14 protein-coding genes are annotated in these 16,466 nt (G+C 55.0%); 6 read left to right on the top strand and 8 right to left on the bottom strand.

The window, feature by feature from the left end; all coding sequences use genetic code 11:
- Positions 1 to 125: 125 nt before the first annotated feature.
- The 6 genes from ACXJJY_RS11945 to ACXJJY_RS11920 form a co-directional block, all read right to left on the bottom strand.
- Positions 126 to 881, bottom strand: a complete 756-nt coding sequence (locus ACXJJY_RS11945; RefSeq protein WP_456388126.1) for an acyl-CoA dehydratase activase — start codon at positions 879 to 881, stop codon at positions 126 to 128.
- Between the two features lie 18 nt (positions 882 to 899).
- On the bottom strand, positions 900 to 2,195 hold the full coding sequence (locus ACXJJY_RS11940) for a double-cubane-cluster-containing anaerobic reductase (RefSeq protein ID WP_456388124.1): 1,296 nt from the start codon (positions 2,193 to 2,195) through the stop codon (positions 900 to 902).
- Positions 2,196 to 2,606: 411 nt separating this feature from the next.
- Positions 2,607 to 2,807, bottom strand: a complete 201-nt coding sequence (locus tag ACXJJY_RS11935; RefSeq protein WP_456388122.1) for a cold-shock protein — start codon at positions 2,805 to 2,807, stop codon at positions 2,607 to 2,609.
- Positions 2,808 to 2,941: 134 nt separating this feature from the next.
- Complete coding sequence (locus tag ACXJJY_RS11930) at positions 2,942 to 4,168, bottom strand: DEAD/DEAH box helicase (protein WP_456388120.1); 1,227 nt, start codon at positions 4,166 to 4,168, stop codon at positions 2,942 to 2,944.
- 168 nt (positions 4,169 to 4,336) lie between these two features.
- Complete coding sequence (locus ACXJJY_RS11925; RefSeq protein WP_456388118.1) at positions 4,337 to 4,603, bottom strand: RNA recognition motif domain-containing protein; 267 nt, start codon at positions 4,601 to 4,603, stop codon at positions 4,337 to 4,339.
- 295 nt (positions 4,604 to 4,898) lie between these two features.
- Positions 4,899 to 5,804: a PilZ domain-containing protein gene (locus ACXJJY_RS11920; RefSeq protein WP_456388064.1), complete on the bottom strand. Its 906-nt coding sequence runs from the start codon at positions 5,802 to 5,804 to the stop codon at positions 4,899 to 4,901.
- Positions 5,805 to 6,588: 784 nt separating this feature from the next.
- Between ACXJJY_RS11920 and fdhF the strand changes: the two genes are divergently transcribed.
- From fdhF to ACXJJY_RS11890, 6 genes are all read left to right on the top strand, one after another.
- The gene (fdhF, locus tag ACXJJY_RS11915) at positions 6,589 to 8,637 is read left to right on the top strand and encodes a formate dehydrogenase subunit alpha (RefSeq protein ID WP_456388062.1); all 2,049 of its coding nucleotides are present in this window, start codon (positions 6,589 to 6,591) and stop codon (positions 8,635 to 8,637) included.
- Positions 8,637 to 9,716, top strand: a complete 1,080-nt coding sequence (locus ACXJJY_RS11910; protein WP_456388060.1) for a 4Fe-4S dicluster domain-containing protein — start codon at positions 8,637 to 8,639, stop codon at positions 9,714 to 9,716. The genes fdhF and ACXJJY_RS11910 overlap by 1 nt, the downstream gene beginning before the upstream one ends.
- On the top strand, positions 9,713 to 10,600 hold the full coding sequence (locus tag ACXJJY_RS11905) for an FAD/NAD(P)-binding protein (RefSeq protein ID WP_456388058.1): 888 nt from the start codon (positions 9,713 to 9,715) through the stop codon (positions 10,598 to 10,600). Before ACXJJY_RS11910 ends, ACXJJY_RS11905 begins: the two co-directional genes overlap by 4 nt.
- Before the next feature lie 66 nt (positions 10,601 to 10,666).
- A complete protein-coding gene (locus ACXJJY_RS11900; protein WP_456388056.1) occupies positions 10,667 to 11,083 on the top strand; it encodes a secondary thiamine-phosphate synthase enzyme YjbQ in 417 nt (138 codons plus the stop codon).
- A gap of 85 nt (positions 11,084 to 11,168) precedes the next feature.
- Positions 11,169 to 13,283: a thioredoxin domain-containing protein gene (locus ACXJJY_RS11895; RefSeq protein WP_456388054.1), complete on the top strand. Its 2,115-nt coding sequence runs from the start codon at positions 11,169 to 11,171 to the stop codon at positions 13,281 to 13,283.
- Between the two features lie 15 nt (positions 13,284 to 13,298).
- Positions 13,299 to 14,150, top strand: coding sequence for an ion transporter (locus ACXJJY_RS11890; RefSeq protein ID WP_456388052.1), 852 nt, complete (start codon positions 13,299 to 13,301; stop codon positions 14,148 to 14,150).
- 72 nt (positions 14,151 to 14,222) lie between these two features.
- On the opposite strand, the gene tviB is transcribed toward ACXJJY_RS11890, so the two are convergent.
- Both tviB and ACXJJY_RS11880 read right to left on the bottom strand, forming a co-directional pair.
- A complete protein-coding gene (gene tviB / locus ACXJJY_RS11885) occupies positions 14,223 to 15,500 on the bottom strand; it encodes a Vi polysaccharide biosynthesis UDP-N-acetylglucosamine C-6 dehydrogenase TviB (protein WP_456388050.1) in 1,278 nt (425 codons plus the stop codon).
- Positions 15,501 to 15,688: 188 nt separating this feature from the next.
- Positions 15,689 to 16,072 (bottom strand): 6-pyruvoyl trahydropterin synthase family protein, encoded by a 384-nt coding sequence (locus ACXJJY_RS11880; protein WP_456388048.1) that lies wholly within the window; start codon positions 16,070 to 16,072, stop codon positions 15,689 to 15,691.
- Positions 16,073 to 16,466 lie beyond the last annotated feature (394 nt).

Here is a 16,466-nt window from a genome sequence, read left to right as displayed (position 1 = left end):
TTGGCTTAACCTCCCCTTTTTTTCAAAGCAGAATAATTCCACTCTTGACTTGTATTCAAGGGTTTATGACCCGGCAACGAAAATTATTGGCGAATATCGGACACCCGGGTGCCGGGAGGAACCTCTCAGTGCCCATCTGCCATGGAAGCAGCAATTGCTGCACCCAATGCGCCGATAATAGTAGGGTTTTCTGGAACTGTGACCTGGGCATTTTCAAGGCGGTCACGGATCATCTCCACGATACACGGATTATTTGCGACTCCACCGGAAAAAGCCACAGACTTGCCAAATCCGATACGGTTCAGCATGGCAAAGATTCTGTCAGCTACAGCAGAGTGGACAGCCCTGGCAATTTGTTCTCTGGGGATACCACGATTTTTCATCGAGATCACTTCTGATTCGGCAAAAACCGTACACATTGAATTGATCTGTACTGCCTGGTCAGCTTTAAGTGCTGCCGGGCCAAAGTCCTTCAGGGGATAGCTCAGTGAAGCTGCCATTATTTCCAGGAACCTGCCGGTGCCGGCTGCGCATTTGTCATTCATCTGAAAGTTTGTTATCTTCCCTGCGGCATTCAGGCTGATAACCTTACAATCCTGGCCGCCGATATCCACTATGGTGGTAACCTCTGGGAGTAACGAATGAATTCCCATTCCATGTGCCTTTATTTCGGTAATCACCTGGTCGGCAAAATGTTCTCTGGCAAGATGACGGCCATAACCGGTGGCAACAATGTATCGTGGGCGATAGCTGGACACCATCTCCCTGGCCTGCTCATGTGGTTCAAATCCACTTTCTTCAATTTTGTGGTCCACCAGCCCACCATCCTGCCAGACGGCGACCTTAATGGTCCTGGACCCGAGGTCAACTCCTGCATACATCAGGTATCGCTCCCAGCTCTAATTGCTTATCTGCTCAAGAAAGGCCTCTACCCTGGTCTGCAGCTGGCCGACATCCTCAGGGGAGTAATCAGACTCGATGAACATGTAGGGTATTTTTTCTTTTATACATGCCCGACGGATTTTAACTTCTTCGACATTATAGGTATGACAGAACTGCAATGAGTAGTAAATAAGCCCATGGGCCCCGGATTCTTTATACTCCTTGAGTACCTGCTCGATTCGTTCATCGTTGGGGGTAAAACATGAGCAGTCAATCTGCATGTATCGTCTGGTCAGTTCTTTAAGAATCGCATTCATGTCCTCTTTGTCCCCTGCCATCAAGTCCTTGTAATACCTGGTGCCAATGCAGCTTTCCTCGTTAACGATCACCGCCCCGGTCCCTTCAACAAGATTGTGCAGTTTCCAGTTCGGCAGGGCCATGGGCACCCCTGCAACCATTACCCGTGGTGTCCCGGGGTTTTGAACGGTGACACCATCAGCTATTCGTTGTTCGAGTTCATCGCAGAGTTCATTAACCCTGGCTGCAAAACGAACAGGTTCATCATAAAAGGCAATCTGTTCGACCAGAAGCGCATCTTTACCGGAAATAGGGGTCGGATCATTGTGACGCAGTCTGTTTAACCGCTGCAGTGCTTTTCGCTTGTTGTTCATGACCGTTACGGCTTTTTGAAGATTGTCCAGGGTCACTTCATTGCCCGCGATGGATTCAACCTTTGTTTTAAAATCTTTCACCTCTGAAAACCACATCTTTACGGCACTTGGCCTCTTGGTCTGTGGAATTTCCATGACGTGCGTAGGGACCAGGTCTTCGAGGAGTTCCCAGGTTTTCTTTTTGGCATCACAGGTCGTTTCACCGTATACTAAGTCAACCACCTGAAAATATGGACAAATATTACCAGCTTTAAAGCCGAAGGCAGATTTCACCATCGGGCAGATATTTCGAGGCAGGACTTTTTCCGCATCTGGTATTGAACCCTGGGAACCTCCACACAGGCCAACGCAAACACCGCCGGCAGCCAGGACAATCTCTTCTGGTATGTAGACGCAAAACGTGCCAATGACCGGCTTGCCTTCTTTTTTGGCATTAATCAGTTCCTGTATTCGTCCACCGTGAATTTCAGCTATCATGTTGTCAAAGTAGGCCATTGAGTCAGGACGATTCTTCTGGGTCAGATATGATTGCGCATACATATCACCAAGCATCAGGCGCATTTTGTCGAAACGCTCCACATCCATATTAAGATCTTTCCACATCTCGGGATAAGCCTTGATTTCAAAATGTGCAGTACTCATAATGACTCCTTTTTGAAAGGGGTGATGGGCTCTATTACGACGGGTGAAAAAAACACTCCCGGCTATTTATTATTTTTGGTCGTGACTGAAGGTGGATGACAGGCAGTGAATTGTCTGTCGCAGATTCAAGGTTCTGTGAGACTCTGAATTGCCTCAACAGATTATCATAGACGGTGGTGATTGGTCTAATAGGAAATATCTATTAAAAAGGGTGGGAAGATAGGAAAGGAGGTGTGTGGCTGCCGGTTGTAAGGTTAAAGGAGTAAAGGAGGAATAAGGCCCTGGCAAAACGTTTTTTCAGAGCAAAGCAGTGCTGTCCTTTTCCTCACCAGAGCCGGGTTTTGGGGGTAGTCAAAAACACAAAAAGCCCCGCTGCAGGCGGGGCTTTTTGTGGCGATACCAGGGGAGGGATCACAGGGCTATGACGTTCTCCGCAGCCGGGCCTTTGGCACCGTCCACAACGTCAAAGCTGACACGCTGACCCTCTTCCAGGCTTTTGAAACCTTGGGCCTGAATAGCGGAATGATGGACAAAAACGTCTTTACCGCCATCCTGCTCGATAAAACCAAATCCCTTGGAATCATTAAACCATTTTACTGTTCCTTCAGCCATTTTGTAAACTCCTTACTACGCGGTTTCTTGTTGAAACCATTTTTAAAAAACCGTGTTTCCGTTGGTGAAAACCGGCATGCAGCCTGACTGTTCAGTCTGCGGTTCATTATATTGAAAGGGCGGTCAGGCCACGATCAAACTCTGTTGCCCGCTCGGCGGGACTTGCTTCTTCTTTTCCGGGGCGGAGCAAAGCACCGTTTGGTTGGTTTGGCCGCTGCTCCAATATTGAAAGCTGCCGAGGCACCGCAGTCAAAGTCCTCTACGGTCTCGCGCGGTATTTTCTGCCCCAGGGTCCGTTCGATAACATGGACCAGCCCCGAATCACCAGACGTGACAAAAGTAAAGGCCTCGCCGTTCTTTTCAGCTCTGCCTGTACGGCCTGTACGGTGGGTGTACGCTTCGACTGTATCAGGAATGTCGTAGTTTACCACGTGGGATATTCCTGAGACATCTATGCCCCGGGCGGCGATATCGGTTGCGACCAGGATGTTGTATTTGCCTGCCTTGAATCCGTCCATGGCCTGTTTTCTCTGATTTTGGGACATATTACCCTGTAGAGAGGTGGCCTTGAACCCTGCGCTCTGCAGCTGCCTGGCAAGGTTTTTGGCCTTGTGCTTGGTGCGGGTAAAGATGAGGGTCGTTGGCATGTCTTTGTTTTGCAGGATATTTTTAAGTAGAGCGGTTTTGCGCCCCTGTGATACCTGGAAGAGCACGTGGCTGATGGTGGCGGCCGGTTTTTCATGGTCCACCTGGACCGTGACCTGGTCTGAGAGGATATTTTCCACCAGGTGCCGGATCGGTCCGGGCATGGTAGCGGAAAAAACCATTGACTGCCTCTTCAGGGGTATCTGTTTGAGTATTCGACGTATATCGGGCAGAAAGCCCTTGTCAAACATCTGGTCTGCTTCGTCCAGAACCAGGATCTCAATGCTGGAAAGGTCTATGGAATGTCCATTGAGATGGTCGAGCAGTCGTCCAGGGCAGGCCACCACGATTTCCACACCGCTTTCCAGTTTTTTTATCTGCCCGAACTTGCTGACGCCACCATATATGGTGCAGCTGCGTATGCCGGTTCCCCGGGCCATCTCACCGATGTTCTCGTGGATCTGTTCCGCCAGTTCCCTGGTCGGGGTGAGAATCAGGGCCCGTGTTTTTTTTCGCGGACCGTCGAGTAATCGTTGCAGGGTCGGCAGGACAAAAGCTGCTGTCTTGCCGGTACCGGTCTGGGCCAGTCCCAGCAGGTCGCGGCCACCAAGCAGGTGCGGTATGGCCTGCTGCTGGATTGCCGTGGGCTCTTTGTAGCCACACTTCTTGATGGCCTTGGCAATGGCCGGATGAAAATTAAATTGTTCGAATTGCATATAACTCCTTAGTATGACTCTTGATAGAGTACTCTGGTCTCCTGACCGGGGATCCAAATTGACTAAGGAGCGACGGCCTGGGGAAGTTTTGTGGTGTACGTTTGTTGTCTTTATCTGTGGTTTGAAAAAAGAAAGATCTCTGGTGTGTAAGGCGAAAAACGATGCAGTTTACCTGCGGCGTGGCCCTTTTTTCTTCTGCATTTTTGCTTCGTTGCAGACCAGTCGCCTATGTTTGTATTCTTTGCCGTTTAGATCTTCCATTGCCCTGTGGCCTTCGCTCCTGGTTTCCATTTCGACAAAGCCAAATCCTTTGGGACGGCCTGAGAAATGGTCAATGATAAGCTTGGCGCTGACAACGTTTCCGTAGCCGCTGAATATGTCGGTTAGTTCGGTTTCGGTGATGTTGTAAGGTAGGCTGCCGATAAACAGTTTCATGCTGGTTCTCCTTGGTAAGTGATCAGCAGAAACTTTATGGCATCCGGGGGGATGGGCTCACGACCGGATTCCGGTGTGATGGAAAAGAAAATGCTTTTACTTAACTTGAAATGTTGAAAGACACTATACAGCGTATTCAGGTTAATGCAATAAAATAACACATCACGGGCATCTTTGTTGACATCAGCGTTTCTCTCCGGCTCATTTTTTCGGAACAGATTGTCTCCTGGAGAGAAGATATTATCTGCCCTGCATTCCTGGATCAGGATGAGGATATATCCATGATTTCACCCTGTTACCATTTTCCGAAATCCACCCCGAATTCATCGGCAAGCTGGGACAGCTCCCGAAGCCTGGCTCGCTGGATGCCGGCGACCAGCTTTTCCACATCCGTGGATATGGCCCGGGAAACCAAGTCGAACTGAACTCCAAACACATACTGCAGTCCCTTGGCATCACGCAATCGGGTGACATGGCGGATGGTGCCATCCAGGTCGAGAATGGTCTCGCCGTTGGCCAGCACATTGAGGTGCACCCGTTCGTCCTGGCGGAGACTGGTTTTGCGTCCGGCCGGGTCATACAGGCACATGCCGCTGACGCTCATGTCCATGGGTCGGGTGGTGAATGTCTGGTTGTTTCGCTTGCGGGTGACCCGGACATCGAACAGCATATTCCTTGGTATCTTGGCCCGATACTCCCTGGCTCCCTCGACCAGGCGGGCCACGATGGGAAACGAGCATTTCAGGGCCGGCAATCCTTGCACCAGGGTTTTTTTCTCAAAAGAGAGGCATAACTCTATGGCCATTCGTGAAGTGAGTATACGCAGCACCATGCGTGGAATGGAACAAACTAAATAATTTCCGATGGCCGGTTCCAGGGGGGTGATAATCACATGGTCCTTGGTTTTGAGATAATCGCCCTTCGTGTAGTCTGACTCCATGGGGTTTTCGTCTTCTTCCCCAGGGATTTCGGTTTCCGGCGGATGATCGAGGATTCGACAGAAAAAGAGCCGGGTCAGGCCTCCGAGTTCAACTTCGAGCAGGCTTTCGTCGTGCAGACCACTTCCCAGATGGTTCGCCAGGGAGACGGGATCGACAATAATCTTGCCATCTTCAATGCCTGTGGCCACAGTCTTCCCCGTGAATTTTTTTTGCGGGAAATAGTCGCTCAGGATTTGTATCAGCCTGGTGGTGTCAGTCATAAGTTTCCGGTCGCTGGCCAGTGCAGGAACAATTTAGCGGGGTTTCCGGGTACAGCTGTCCAGATTGTGTCGCAGGCAACCCCGGAGAGGTCGGGGAGTGCTTGGTTATACGTGGGCGGAGGAGGAATTATTCTACCTCCTTTTTCTTCAGTGTCCAACATTTCCGCCCGCAGGAGAAGGCAAAAATTGCATTGGTCCTGTTTTTTTCCTGAATCCGTGAACGTTCGAGAGCGGGTCGGATGTACGAAGGCGACGTTGTTGATAATATTGATGATATATTAACAATTTGACGACAAAGAAGTCGGCCTGCTATCGATCGTCCCGCAGGGCGGCAGGGTGAATTTTCCGCAGGGGTTTTTGCAAAAACTAATATAAAATCAAACTGTTATATATGAAACAGCACAAAATCGTCACTGGTTCGGGATCTTGCCTTGTCTGGCAGGGCATTCTGTGGCAGCTCACTGGACCGCTTGACGGCTGTGCTTTTTTGGGAGAGACACCAGGTGATCCTCTCCGGGTCGGATCTGAGGACTGTGGTGACAGTGACAGGTTCAGGCACCAATCTGTACCGAGATACGGGTTGATTAACAGAGGTTCTTCATCTATACTTGCCACAAGTGAAAAAGCTTTCTTTTTTCGGTGATACTGCCAGGTTCCATATCCCTGGATCGTTCAGCTCAGGGCAGGATCGCTTACGCAGGCAGTTTTTTTTGGGCCGCCATGGGGTAGCCAGAGAGATCCCCTCCTTTTCAAGGATCCTGCATTTTCTTCAAGGGGGACCGGTATGCGCGATGTGATGACCGTCTGCTGTTACTGTGGCTGTGGTTGTGGACTCTATCTCCATGTGAAAGACGGTCATGTGGTGGGCTCGTCTCCCAGCCGGAACCATCCGGTAACTCGCGGTAATCTTTGTGTACGAGGCTGGCACGCCCATGGTTTTGTCCACTCTCCAGACCGTTTGACCCGTCCTCTCGTCCGCCGGCAGGGCAGACTCGCGCCCGCCTCCTGGGACGAGGCTCTCCGGGTTGCCGCTGACGGACTGTCCCGGGTCCGGCAAGAGCATGGTCCCGATGCCATCGGTATCCTCGCTTCGGCCAAGTGCACCAACGAGGAAAACTACCTGCTGCAGAAGTTTGCCCGGGCGGTGATCGGCACCAACAACATCGATCACTGCGCCAGGCTCTGACATGCCCCCACTGTGGCAGGTCTTGCCACCACTTTCGGCTCCGGAGCCATGACCAATTCCATTGAGGAAATCGGCCAGGTCCAGGCCATCCTCGTCTCCGGTTCCAATACCACCCGCACCCATCCTCAGGTGGCCCGCCGCATCTATGAAGCCGTGGACAACGGGGCTGAGCTCATCGTCATCGATCCCCGCCGTACCCGAATCGCGCGCCATGCCCATGTCCACCTCCAGATCAGGCCGGGAACCGATATTCCGGTACTCAACGGCATGATGCGTTCCATCCTTGATGAGAATATGATCGATGATCTGTTCATCGATATGCGGACGGAAAACTACCTGGCCCTGCGCGACATGCTTCTCACCGTCGACCTGAACGAGGTGGCGGCCATCACCGGGGTGGAGCGTAAACTGATCGCCCGGGCTGCCCGGATGTATGCCAGGGCCCAGCGCTCGGTGATCTGCTACTGTCTCGGCGTGACCCAGCACGTGGCCGGAACCGGTAATGTCCAGTCCTTTGCCAATCTGGCCATGCTTACCGGACACGTGGAGCAGGAGTTCACCGGCGTGGATCCTCTCCGTGGGCAGTCCAATGTCCAGGGTGCCTGTGACATGGGGGCTCTGCCCGGGGTCTTGCCGGGATATCAGTCGGTGAGTGACCCTTCGGTGCGGGCCAGGTTTGCGAAGGTCTGGCAGGCCGAGGTGCCGGAAGCTCCTGGACTGACATTGCTCGATATGACCCATGGGCCTGCAGGCAGGGAGCACCATGGCGGTGAAACCATTCGGGCCATGTACATTACCGGCGAGAATCCGCTGCTCAGCGATCCGGAGCTCAATACTGTCCGGCAGGCCATGCAGGCCCTGGATTTTCTGGTGGTGTCGGATCTGTTCCTTACCGAAACGGCACGGCTGGCCGATGTGGTTTTCCCGGCCGCCTCCTTTGCGGAGAAAAGTGGGACCATTACCAGTTCCGAGAGACGGGTGCAACTGATGAACCGGGCCATTGCTCCGGTGGGTGATTGCTGGCCTGATTACCGTATTGTCGAGGCCCTGGCCTGCCGCATGGGTTATTCCATGGGGTACAGTTCTCCGGCCGAGATTATGGAAGAAATCTGTATGCTGACTCCTATTTACGGCGGGATGTACCATGACCGACTCCAGGGTACCTGGGGGATCCAGTGGCCCAGCACCGACCGGAGGCACGAGGGAACCAAATTTCTGCACAAGTACAGCTTTACCCGCGGGCGGGGGCATTTTGAGCCGGCCCGGCATGTGGCGCCGGCCGAACCTCCTGACAGCCTTTATCCCTTTGCCCTGATCACCGGGCGATTATACCATCAGTACCACACCGGGACCATGACCCGGCGAATACCGTTGTTGGAAAGGGAAGGGGGACAGCCGCTGCTTGAGATGCATCCCGAGGATGGGGTCCGGCTGGGGGTGAACAATGGTGACCGGGTGCGGGTTCGCTCACGGCGCGGTCAGGCGGAATTTGTTGTTGAACTTACCGACCGGGTGGTACCGACCCGGCTGTTCACCAGTTTTCATTTTTCCGAGGCCCCGGTCAACCTGGTGACCATCGCATCCAGCGACCCTGTGGCCCGATGTCCGGAATACAAGATCTGCGCCGTGCAGGTCGAGAGGTTGTGATGGAGACACGTTTACTGCATAAGGATCATCTGGTACCTCTGCTCCGCAGGCTTTCCCGGAAATATCGGCTGGTGGCGCCGATCCGTAACGAGTATGGCGACACGCTCTACAGCGTAATCCATGACCTTGACAGCGCCCGGATCGATCTGGAACAGCAACCCCAGGGATCGCTCAAACCTTTTTTCTTTCCTCAGTCCGAAGTTCTCTGCCAGTATGCCCTGGATCGGAATCACGATGGCGGCCAGACCCGGTATGCCTTTTATCCCCAGCTGCCGGAAAACCAGCCGACGCTCTATTTCGGGGTTCGCTCCTGCGACATGATGGCGGTGATGTATATGGATCTCATTTTCTTCCAGTCGCGCGGCCAGGATATCTACTATGCGCGCCACCGGGAGAATGCGGTCTTCATCACCATCGGCTGCAACCATCCCTTTCCCAACTGTTTTTGCAACGCCACCCACACCGGTCCGTTTCTTGAACACGGGTACGACCTGCAGCTCACCGACATAGGTGAGCAGTACTTTGTCGAAACCGGCCGGGCCCGCGGACGGAAGATTGTCGGGGACTGGTCCTGGTTCTTTTCCGAGGCCGGTGAGCAGGAGCGGCGGGCCCAGTTTCAAGCGGCCCTGGAGGCCCGCGGCCTGTTCAGTGCCCTTATCCATGTGGATCTGGCCATCAAGCTGCTGGAGGAAGGAGATGAGCCGGCCACGATCTTTACCGAGCTCTCCCGCCGCTGTCAGGATTGCGGGGGATGCGCTTTCATCTGCCCCACCTGCACCTGTTTCAATATTCACGATCAACCCCGCACCGACGATTCCGGTGAACGGGTTCGGACCTGGGATGCGTGCACCTTTCGTGGATTTACCCGGATGTCCGGCGACCATAATCCGGTGGACGTGGAGACCCGGCGGGTTCGCAAGCGGTTTCTCCACAAGTTGCTCCATGACGTGCGCCATCACGGCCGAACCAGCTGTATGGGTTGCGGCCGGTGTGTGGGGATGTGCTTTGGCGGCGTGGACATGATCCGTTTTATCACCATGATGTGCCAGTACGAGGCAGCCCAGGAGACAGGGGAGTGAAACAGACAAACAGCACACCGCCCAGGAAGAACAGGGAACGGGCCCGGCAGTTCGCCCAGATGTCTGACAACATCTATTTGCCCAGCCAGGCCCGGGTCGATGAGATCATCCGGGAAAACGACCAGGTCCTTACCTTTGTGTGCAGCTTTGAGGATGTGCTGTGCAATAAAGAATTTTCCTATGTTCCCGGCCAGTTCATGATGGTCTCCATGCCCCATCTCGGTGAAGCGCCCATCTCTTTTTCTTCATCTCCCTCCGAAGGGCCGGGCTTTCGGCTCACCGTCCGTCGGGCCGGCCGGCTGACATCGGCCATGCATGAACTCGAACCCGGCGACCAGATCGGGGTGCGCGGTCCGTGCGGCACGCCGTTTCCGGTCCAGGACCTGGAGGGGAACAACCTGCTCTTTGTCGGCGGCGGTATAGGTATGGCTCCGCTGCGTTCGGTGATCCAGTATGCGCTGGCCAATCGGGAGAAATATGGTGATATAACTGTTCTCTACGGGGCCAGGACCCCGGCGGATCTCTGCTTCAGAAAGGAGATCGGTCTCTGGCGCCGGCAGGGAGTGACTTGTCTGCTCTCTGTGGATCACGGAGACGAAAATTGGACAGAACACGTGGGAGTGGTCACCGGGTTGCTCGATCAGATCCAGGTCTTGCCTGCGGGCGCCCGGGCGCTGGTCTGCGGGCCGGGTATCATGATGCGTTTCGTGCTCCAGAAGCTTGTTGCACAGGGGCTTGAGCCAGGGTCGATCTGGATTACCCTGGAGCGGCACATGAAGTGCGGGGTTGGAATCTGCGGGCATTGTCATTTTGAAGACCGTCTCGTCTGCTGGGACGGACCGGTTTTTTCCATGGCCGAGCTTCCCGACCTGGAAAATCTCTGATCATAAGCGGGCAGACGCCAGCGGCCATCTGCCGACCGGGCGTACCCGCAAGGAACAAATAAAAAGATGAAAAGCTTTCACAGGGAACTCTGGTACGAAATCCCCTCGCGGCGGGGGTTTGTTAATATTACGCAAGATGTGGAGGCCTGTCTGCGGGAGTCCGGGATCCAGGAGGGGCTCTGCCTGGTCAATGCCATGCATATAACAGCCTCGGTATTCATCAATGACGATGAACCGGGTCTGCACCACGACTACGAGGTGTGGCTTGAAAAGCTTGCTCCGCATGCCCCGGTTTCCCGGTATCGGCATAACGGTTTTGAAGACAACGCAGATGCCCATCTCAAAAGGCAGGTCATGGGCCGGGAGGTGGTGGTGGCGGTGACCGGCGGCAAACTTCATTTCGGCACCTGGGAGCAGATATTCTACGGCGAGTTTGACGGCCGGCGCAGGAAACGAGTACTGGTCAAGATCATAGGCGAGTAATAAAAAGAGCCTCCATGAGGGGCAGGGGGGAGGATTTATCTGGCTGCGTAGACCTGCCTACCGCTGTGTCCCGGGAGAACGGATTATGCCTGAACGCACCAACCGGTTGGCTGGCGAAAAGAGTCCCTATCTTCTCCAGCATGCCCATGATCCCGTGGATTGGTATCCCTGGGGGCGGGAAGCCTTTGACCGGGCCCGGGTCGAAGACAGGCCCATCTTTCTTTCCATCGGTTATTCCACCTGTCACTGGTGCCACGTGATGGCCCGGGAATCTTTTTCCAGTCCCGCGATTGCCGAGCTGCTCAACTCCTCCTGCGTTGCCGTCAAGGTCGACCGGGAGGAACGACCCGATGTGGACCAGTTTTACATGGCCGCCATCCAGGCTATGAACGGAGCCGGTGGCTGGCCCCTGTCGATGTTTCTCTTCCCTGACGGTCATCCTTTTTACGCAGCGACCTATATTCCGGCAAAACCAGGACCCGGCCGGCCCGGTTTCGGAGACATTCTGCGCGCTGTTCACCGGGCCTGGAACTCCCGGCGCGACGAGCTGCGTCAGGCCGCAGATTCTCTTGTTCAGGCCCTTACCCCGTCGGAACCGACAGGCCCCTCTGCCGTATCAGCAGATGCGGGCCGGAGCGCTTTTGAATATCTTGCCCAGACGTTTGACAGGGCCTATGGCGGTTTTGGCCCCGCGCCCAAGTTTCCCCGCCCTGTTGTTTATGAGTTTCTCCTCCACTGGTGGTATGCCACCGGCGAGGATGAAGCGCTGGAGATGGTACGGGCCAGTCTGGAAGCCATGATCTCCGGAGGCCTCTACGATCATCTGGGTGGAGGTTTTCATCGCTATTGCGTGGATCGTCACTGGCAGGTTCCTCATTTCGAAAAAATGCTCTATGATCAGGCCCAGATGGCCCTGCTCTGCATCGATCTGCACTGCATCACCGGAGATCCATTTTATGAAACGGTTGTCCGCGAGGTTTTAGGCTATGTTTTACGCGACCTGCGGAGGGATGAGGGTGGGTTCTGCAGCGCCGAGGATGCGGACAGCGCGGATCCGGACGGGGAGGGCGGCCACGGAGAAGGGGCCTTTTATCTCTGGACCTGTGAAGAAATTATGGAGGTCCTGGGCGAGCGGGACGGGACGATTTTCAGTTACTGTTACGGGGTTCGGACCGGGGGGAATGTGTCCGTCGATCCGCAGGGGGAGTTTGGCGGTAAAAATATTTTGTACCGGGCCCATACCCTGCAGGATGCCGCGGCTCATTTCGGTCTTTCTCAAAACACTGTGGCCGGGAGTCTTGCCCGCTCAAAAGAGATTCTTTTTGCAAAGCGCTGCTCCCGGCCGCGACCCCATCGCGACGACAAAATCATCGCGGCCTGGAACGGACTCATGATCGCCGCTCTGGCCCGGGCCGGAGCGGTTATGGACGAGCCCGGGTTCATCGGTACCGCAGTCGAGGCCGCCACTTTCCTGCGCCGGGAGCTTTACCAGGAGGATGCAGGTCGGCTTCACCGTTCTTTCCGGGACGGAATCCGGGGACCGACAGGACAGCTCGCTGATTATGTCTTCGTGGTGGCCGGACTGCTGGAACTCTACCAGGTGGTCCATGAACCGAGCTGGCTGGCCTGGGCAGAGGATTTGACGGACATCCAGATAACTCTCTTTCACGATCGGGAACAGGGAGGCTTTTTTGACAGTGTCCTTGATCCAACCGTGGTGCTGCGGATGAAGGCTGATTATGACGGGGCAGAGCCGGCTCCCAATTCGGTCGCGGTGTCGAATCTCCTGCGCCTTGCCGCCCTCACCGCTCGCGACGACCTGGAGGATCTTGCCGCAGAAACCCTCAGTGCCTTTGCCCCGGCCCTGGACAGGTTCCCGGCTGGCCTGGTCGCCATGCTTTGCGGCTGGATGGAACAGCGGCAGGGACTGGTCCAGGTGGTTGTGGCCGGAGAACGTGGGCGGGAGGATACCCGAAAGCTGCTGGATGTGGTTTATGGTCTCTACCTGCCCGGAAGTCTTGTCCTCCTGGCCGACCAGGCAGACAATCAGGCATGTCTCGGACGCAACCTGCCCTTCATCGCCGCCATGGTTCCCCTGGAGGGACGGGCTACGGCCCATGTGTGCCGGGATCAATCCTGCCTGGAGCCGGTCTCTGATCCGGGGGCTCTCTCCAGGCTGCTGCAACAAACCAAACCGTGATCCTGTGATTTGATTATGGCTCTGCAACCCCCCAGACGTGGATTGAGACCCAATCGCCGGGCCCCTTGGCGGGAACGCCTGTTCACCATCATCTTTGAATCCGATACCCCGGCCGGCAAGGCCTTTGATATGATATTGATTCTGACCATCGGGATCAGTGTCGGAGTGGTCATGCTCGATTCGGTCAGCAGTGTCCGGGAGCAGTGGGGGGCGTGGCTGCGGCTGGGCGAGGCGGTCTTCACCGTCCTCTTTACGGTGGAATACGTGGTCCGCCTGCTCTGCGTCCGAGAACCCAGGCGGTATGCAACCTCCTTTTTCGGCATAGTCGATCTTGTCGCCTTTTTGCCGGGATGGATCGGATTCTTTTTTCCCGGCACTTCCTACATGATCATTGTCCGTGTTCTCAGAATTTTGCGGGTGTTCCGGGTTCTCAAACTGGGTGCCTATCTGAGCGAGTCCTATCTTCTCCTTGCATCCCTGCGGGCCAGCCGCAAGAAGATCGAGGTCTTTCTCTTTACCGTGACCATGCTGGTTATTATCTTCGGATCTCTCATGTATCTTATAGAGGGTGAGGAAAACGGCTTCACTTCCATTCCCCGCGGCGTTTACTGGGCCATTGTCACCCTGACCACGGTGGGATACGGTGATATCACCCCGTCCACCACTCTGGGCCAGGTGCTGGCCTCCATCATCATGATCTGCGGCTACGGGATCATTGCCGTGCCCACGGGTATTGTTTCGGCTGAAATGGTCAGGTCCGCAGGCAGGCCAAGGGAAGAACGAACCTGCGCTGGATGCGAGGCCCGGTTCCACGATCCGGATGCGGTGCATTGCAAATACTGCGGGGAAAAGCTGGAGGGACCCTGAAGCTGACCCCTGACCATCTGCAAACTCTGGGTAGGTGAAATCGCATGGTTACAAGCCCTGTGACGAAATACGTTACAGGCTGCCGTCGACGATTTCCGGGGGCAGCACGTGCTTGACATCGTAGATGACAGCCAGCTGACGGCAGATTCGGTCGAAATCGTTGCGGTCAAGGCCCTGGAACTCCCGGTGGGCCACCGCCAGTACCACGGCGTCGTAATGATTGTCCGGCAGTTCCCCGGTCATGGTCACCCCGTACAGGGATCGGGCTTCGTCATGGTTGGCCCACGGATCATAGACCTCCACGTTGGCTCCATACGACCTGAGCTCGGCGATGATATCGATGACCCTGGTGTTGCGCAGGTCCGGACAGTTTTCCTTGAAGGTCAGGCCGAGGATGAGGATGTTGGCATCGGCCACGTGGATGCGGCGCTTGAGCATCAACTTGACCACTTCTGAGGCGATATAGCGGCCCATGTCATCGTTGAGCCGTCGTCCGGCCAGAATCATCTCCGGATGGTAGCCGACCTCCTGGGCCTTATGGGTCAGGTAATAGGGATCCACGCCGATACAGTGTCCACCCACCAGTCCGGGACGGAAGGGAAGAAAGTTCCATTTGGTTCCGGCTGCCTTGAGCACCTCCACGGTATTGATGCCGAGCCGGTTGAAGATGAGCGCCAGTTCGTTGACCAGAGCGATATTGACGTCCCGCTGGGTATTTTCGATGACCTTGGCTGCTTCGGCCACCTTGATGGAGCTGGCCTTGAAGGTCCCGGCGGTGATGATGGTCCCATACAGGCTGTCGACGAACTCGGCGATTTCAGGGGTTGAACCGGATGTTACCTTGACGATGGTGGGCAGGCGGTGTTCATGGTCGCCGGGGTTGATCCGCTCCGGACTGTAGCCAGCAAAGAAGTTCTGGTTGTATCGAAGTCCGGAAACCTCTTCCAGGATGGGAATGCACACCTCTTCGGTAGCCCCTGGATAGACCGTGGATTCGTAAATCACCACGTCCCCTTCTTTGAGTATCTGGCCAACGGTCCGTGAGGCACCTTCCAGGGGCCGCAGGTCCGGACGTTTGTTGGAATCGATGGGAGTGGGTACTGCGACAATATAGACGTTGCTCTCCTTGAGATCCGCCACCTGGTCGGTGAAGTTGAGATTTCCGGCTCCCTGAAGTTCTTCGGAACTGACTTCTCTTGTGACATCAATACCGCTTTTGAGCTCCGATATCCGTTGACTGTTGAGGTCAAAACCGGTGGTGGGCAGTTTTTTGCTGAATTCGACCGCCAGGGGCAGGCCGACATAACCAAGGCCGATTACGGCAACGCGGGTGGATTCTAGGTCAGGCATGGGGATACTCCTGAAATTCCCTGAATAGATGAGATGGTCCCCGGGCCCGGTCGCATCATCCGGGTCACGGGGCTGGTTGTCATAGGTTGTGGTGGTCCCTGTTTCCTATTGGCCTGGTCAGCAGCTGGTCAGGCTGTGGATTCCGGGTCGTCAGGGAGTCGGGGCACGGCTTGAGACATAGTTGAAATTCAGGTTGTGGCTTGGCCGCCGTAGTAGATTACGCCGCTGGAATCTGTTTCCCGGACCTCGACGGAATAGAGGCTGTAGCGGTCGGTATTCAGAGGACCGTGCAACTGCTCGAACAGGTACATGGCAATGTGTTCCGAGGAGGGATTGCGTTTGATAAAGGCCGGGTGCTCGTTGAGGTCGCAGTGATCAAGCCCGTCGACGATGGCTGCCACCTGCTTCTTGAGGACCTTGAAATCGATACCCATGCCAAGTTCGTCCAGGGCAGTGGCCCGCACGCAGACTTTTACCTTCCAGTTGTGGCCATGGGGTTTTTCGCAGTTTCCGGGGTAGTCGCGCAGATGATGTCCGCCGGAAAAGTGAGTTTTTATAAAGATATCGAACATGTAATCTCCCTGAAAAAAATCGGTTCAAAGGTTGGGGAAAACAGTCTTGCAACCCTGCTCTTGAAAATGGTAAACAGGGGAACAACCAGGGCAGGTCACCGGGTGTCCTGATCTGTGGATGTCTGCTCTTTTTCCGCCTGCGTTTCGATTAATTGTAGCAGTATTATCCTCTCTTGACCAGTACCCAGGAGCTTTAATCTGTGAAGCTGGAAGTTTCTCTGTCTTCAGTCTGTTGTTCAGGGTGTGGCCAGGTGATGTCTTCCCGTATTCCGGAGCGTTGTCCACGCGTTTTTTCGATGCACTGACCAGGATCCATGTAAGGATTGTGACACAGCGCCACTTGTCGGTTGCCGCTGGCAGGGGTCGCTGCAGGTTTCTTGGGGGTGTCCCGTTT

This window comes from Desulfolithobacter sp. (genome assembly GCF_054025815.1).
Note: the sequence above shows the minus strand (reverse complement) of the source record. Positions and strands in the feature narration are given on the sequence as shown.

What these genes read in the sequence shown, in the direction of transcription:
- ACXJJY_RS11945 (WP_456388126.1), bottom strand. Translation starts at nt 881, where the DNA reads ATGTATGCAGGAGTTGACCTCGGGTCCAGGACCATTAAGGTCGCCGTC.
- ACXJJY_RS11940 (WP_456388124.1), bottom strand. Translation starts at nt 2,195, where the DNA reads ATGAGTACTGCACATTTTGAAATCAAGGCTTATCCCGAGATGTGGAAA.
- ACXJJY_RS11935 (WP_456388122.1), bottom strand. Translation starts at nt 2,807, where the DNA reads ATGGCTGAAGGAACAGTAAAATGGTTTAATGATTCCAAGGGATTTGGT.
- ACXJJY_RS11930 (WP_456388120.1), bottom strand. Translation starts at nt 4,168, where the DNA reads ATGCAATTCGAACAATTTAATTTTCATCCGGCCATTGCCAAGGCCATC.
- ACXJJY_RS11925 (WP_456388118.1), bottom strand. Translation starts at nt 4,603, where the DNA reads ATGAAACTGTTTATCGGCAGCCTACCTTACAACATCACCGAAACCGAA.
- ACXJJY_RS11920 (WP_456388064.1), bottom strand. Translation starts at nt 5,804, where the DNA reads ATGACTGACACCACCAGGCTGATACAAATCCTGAGCGACTATTTCCCG.
- ACXJJY_RS11910 (WP_456388060.1), top strand. Translation starts at nt 8,637, where the DNA reads ATGGAGACACGTTTACTGCATAAGGATCATCTGGTACCTCTGCTCCGC.
- ACXJJY_RS11900 (WP_456388056.1), top strand. Translation starts at nt 10,667, where the DNA reads ATGAAAAGCTTTCACAGGGAACTCTGGTACGAAATCCCCTCGCGGCGG.
- ACXJJY_RS11895 (WP_456388054.1), top strand. Translation starts at nt 11,169, where the DNA reads ATGCCTGAACGCACCAACCGGTTGGCTGGCGAAAAGAGTCCCTATCTT.
- ACXJJY_RS11890 (WP_456388052.1), top strand. Translation starts at nt 13,299, where the DNA reads ATGGCTCTGCAACCCCCCAGACGTGGATTGAGACCCAATCGCCGGGCC.
- tviB (WP_456388050.1), bottom strand. Translation starts at nt 15,500, where the DNA reads ATGCCTGACCTAGAATCCACCCGCGTTGCCGTAATCGGCCTTGGTTAT.
- ACXJJY_RS11880 (WP_456388048.1), bottom strand. Translation starts at nt 16,072, where the DNA reads ATGTTCGATATCTTTATAAAAACTCACTTTTCCGGCGGACATCATCTG.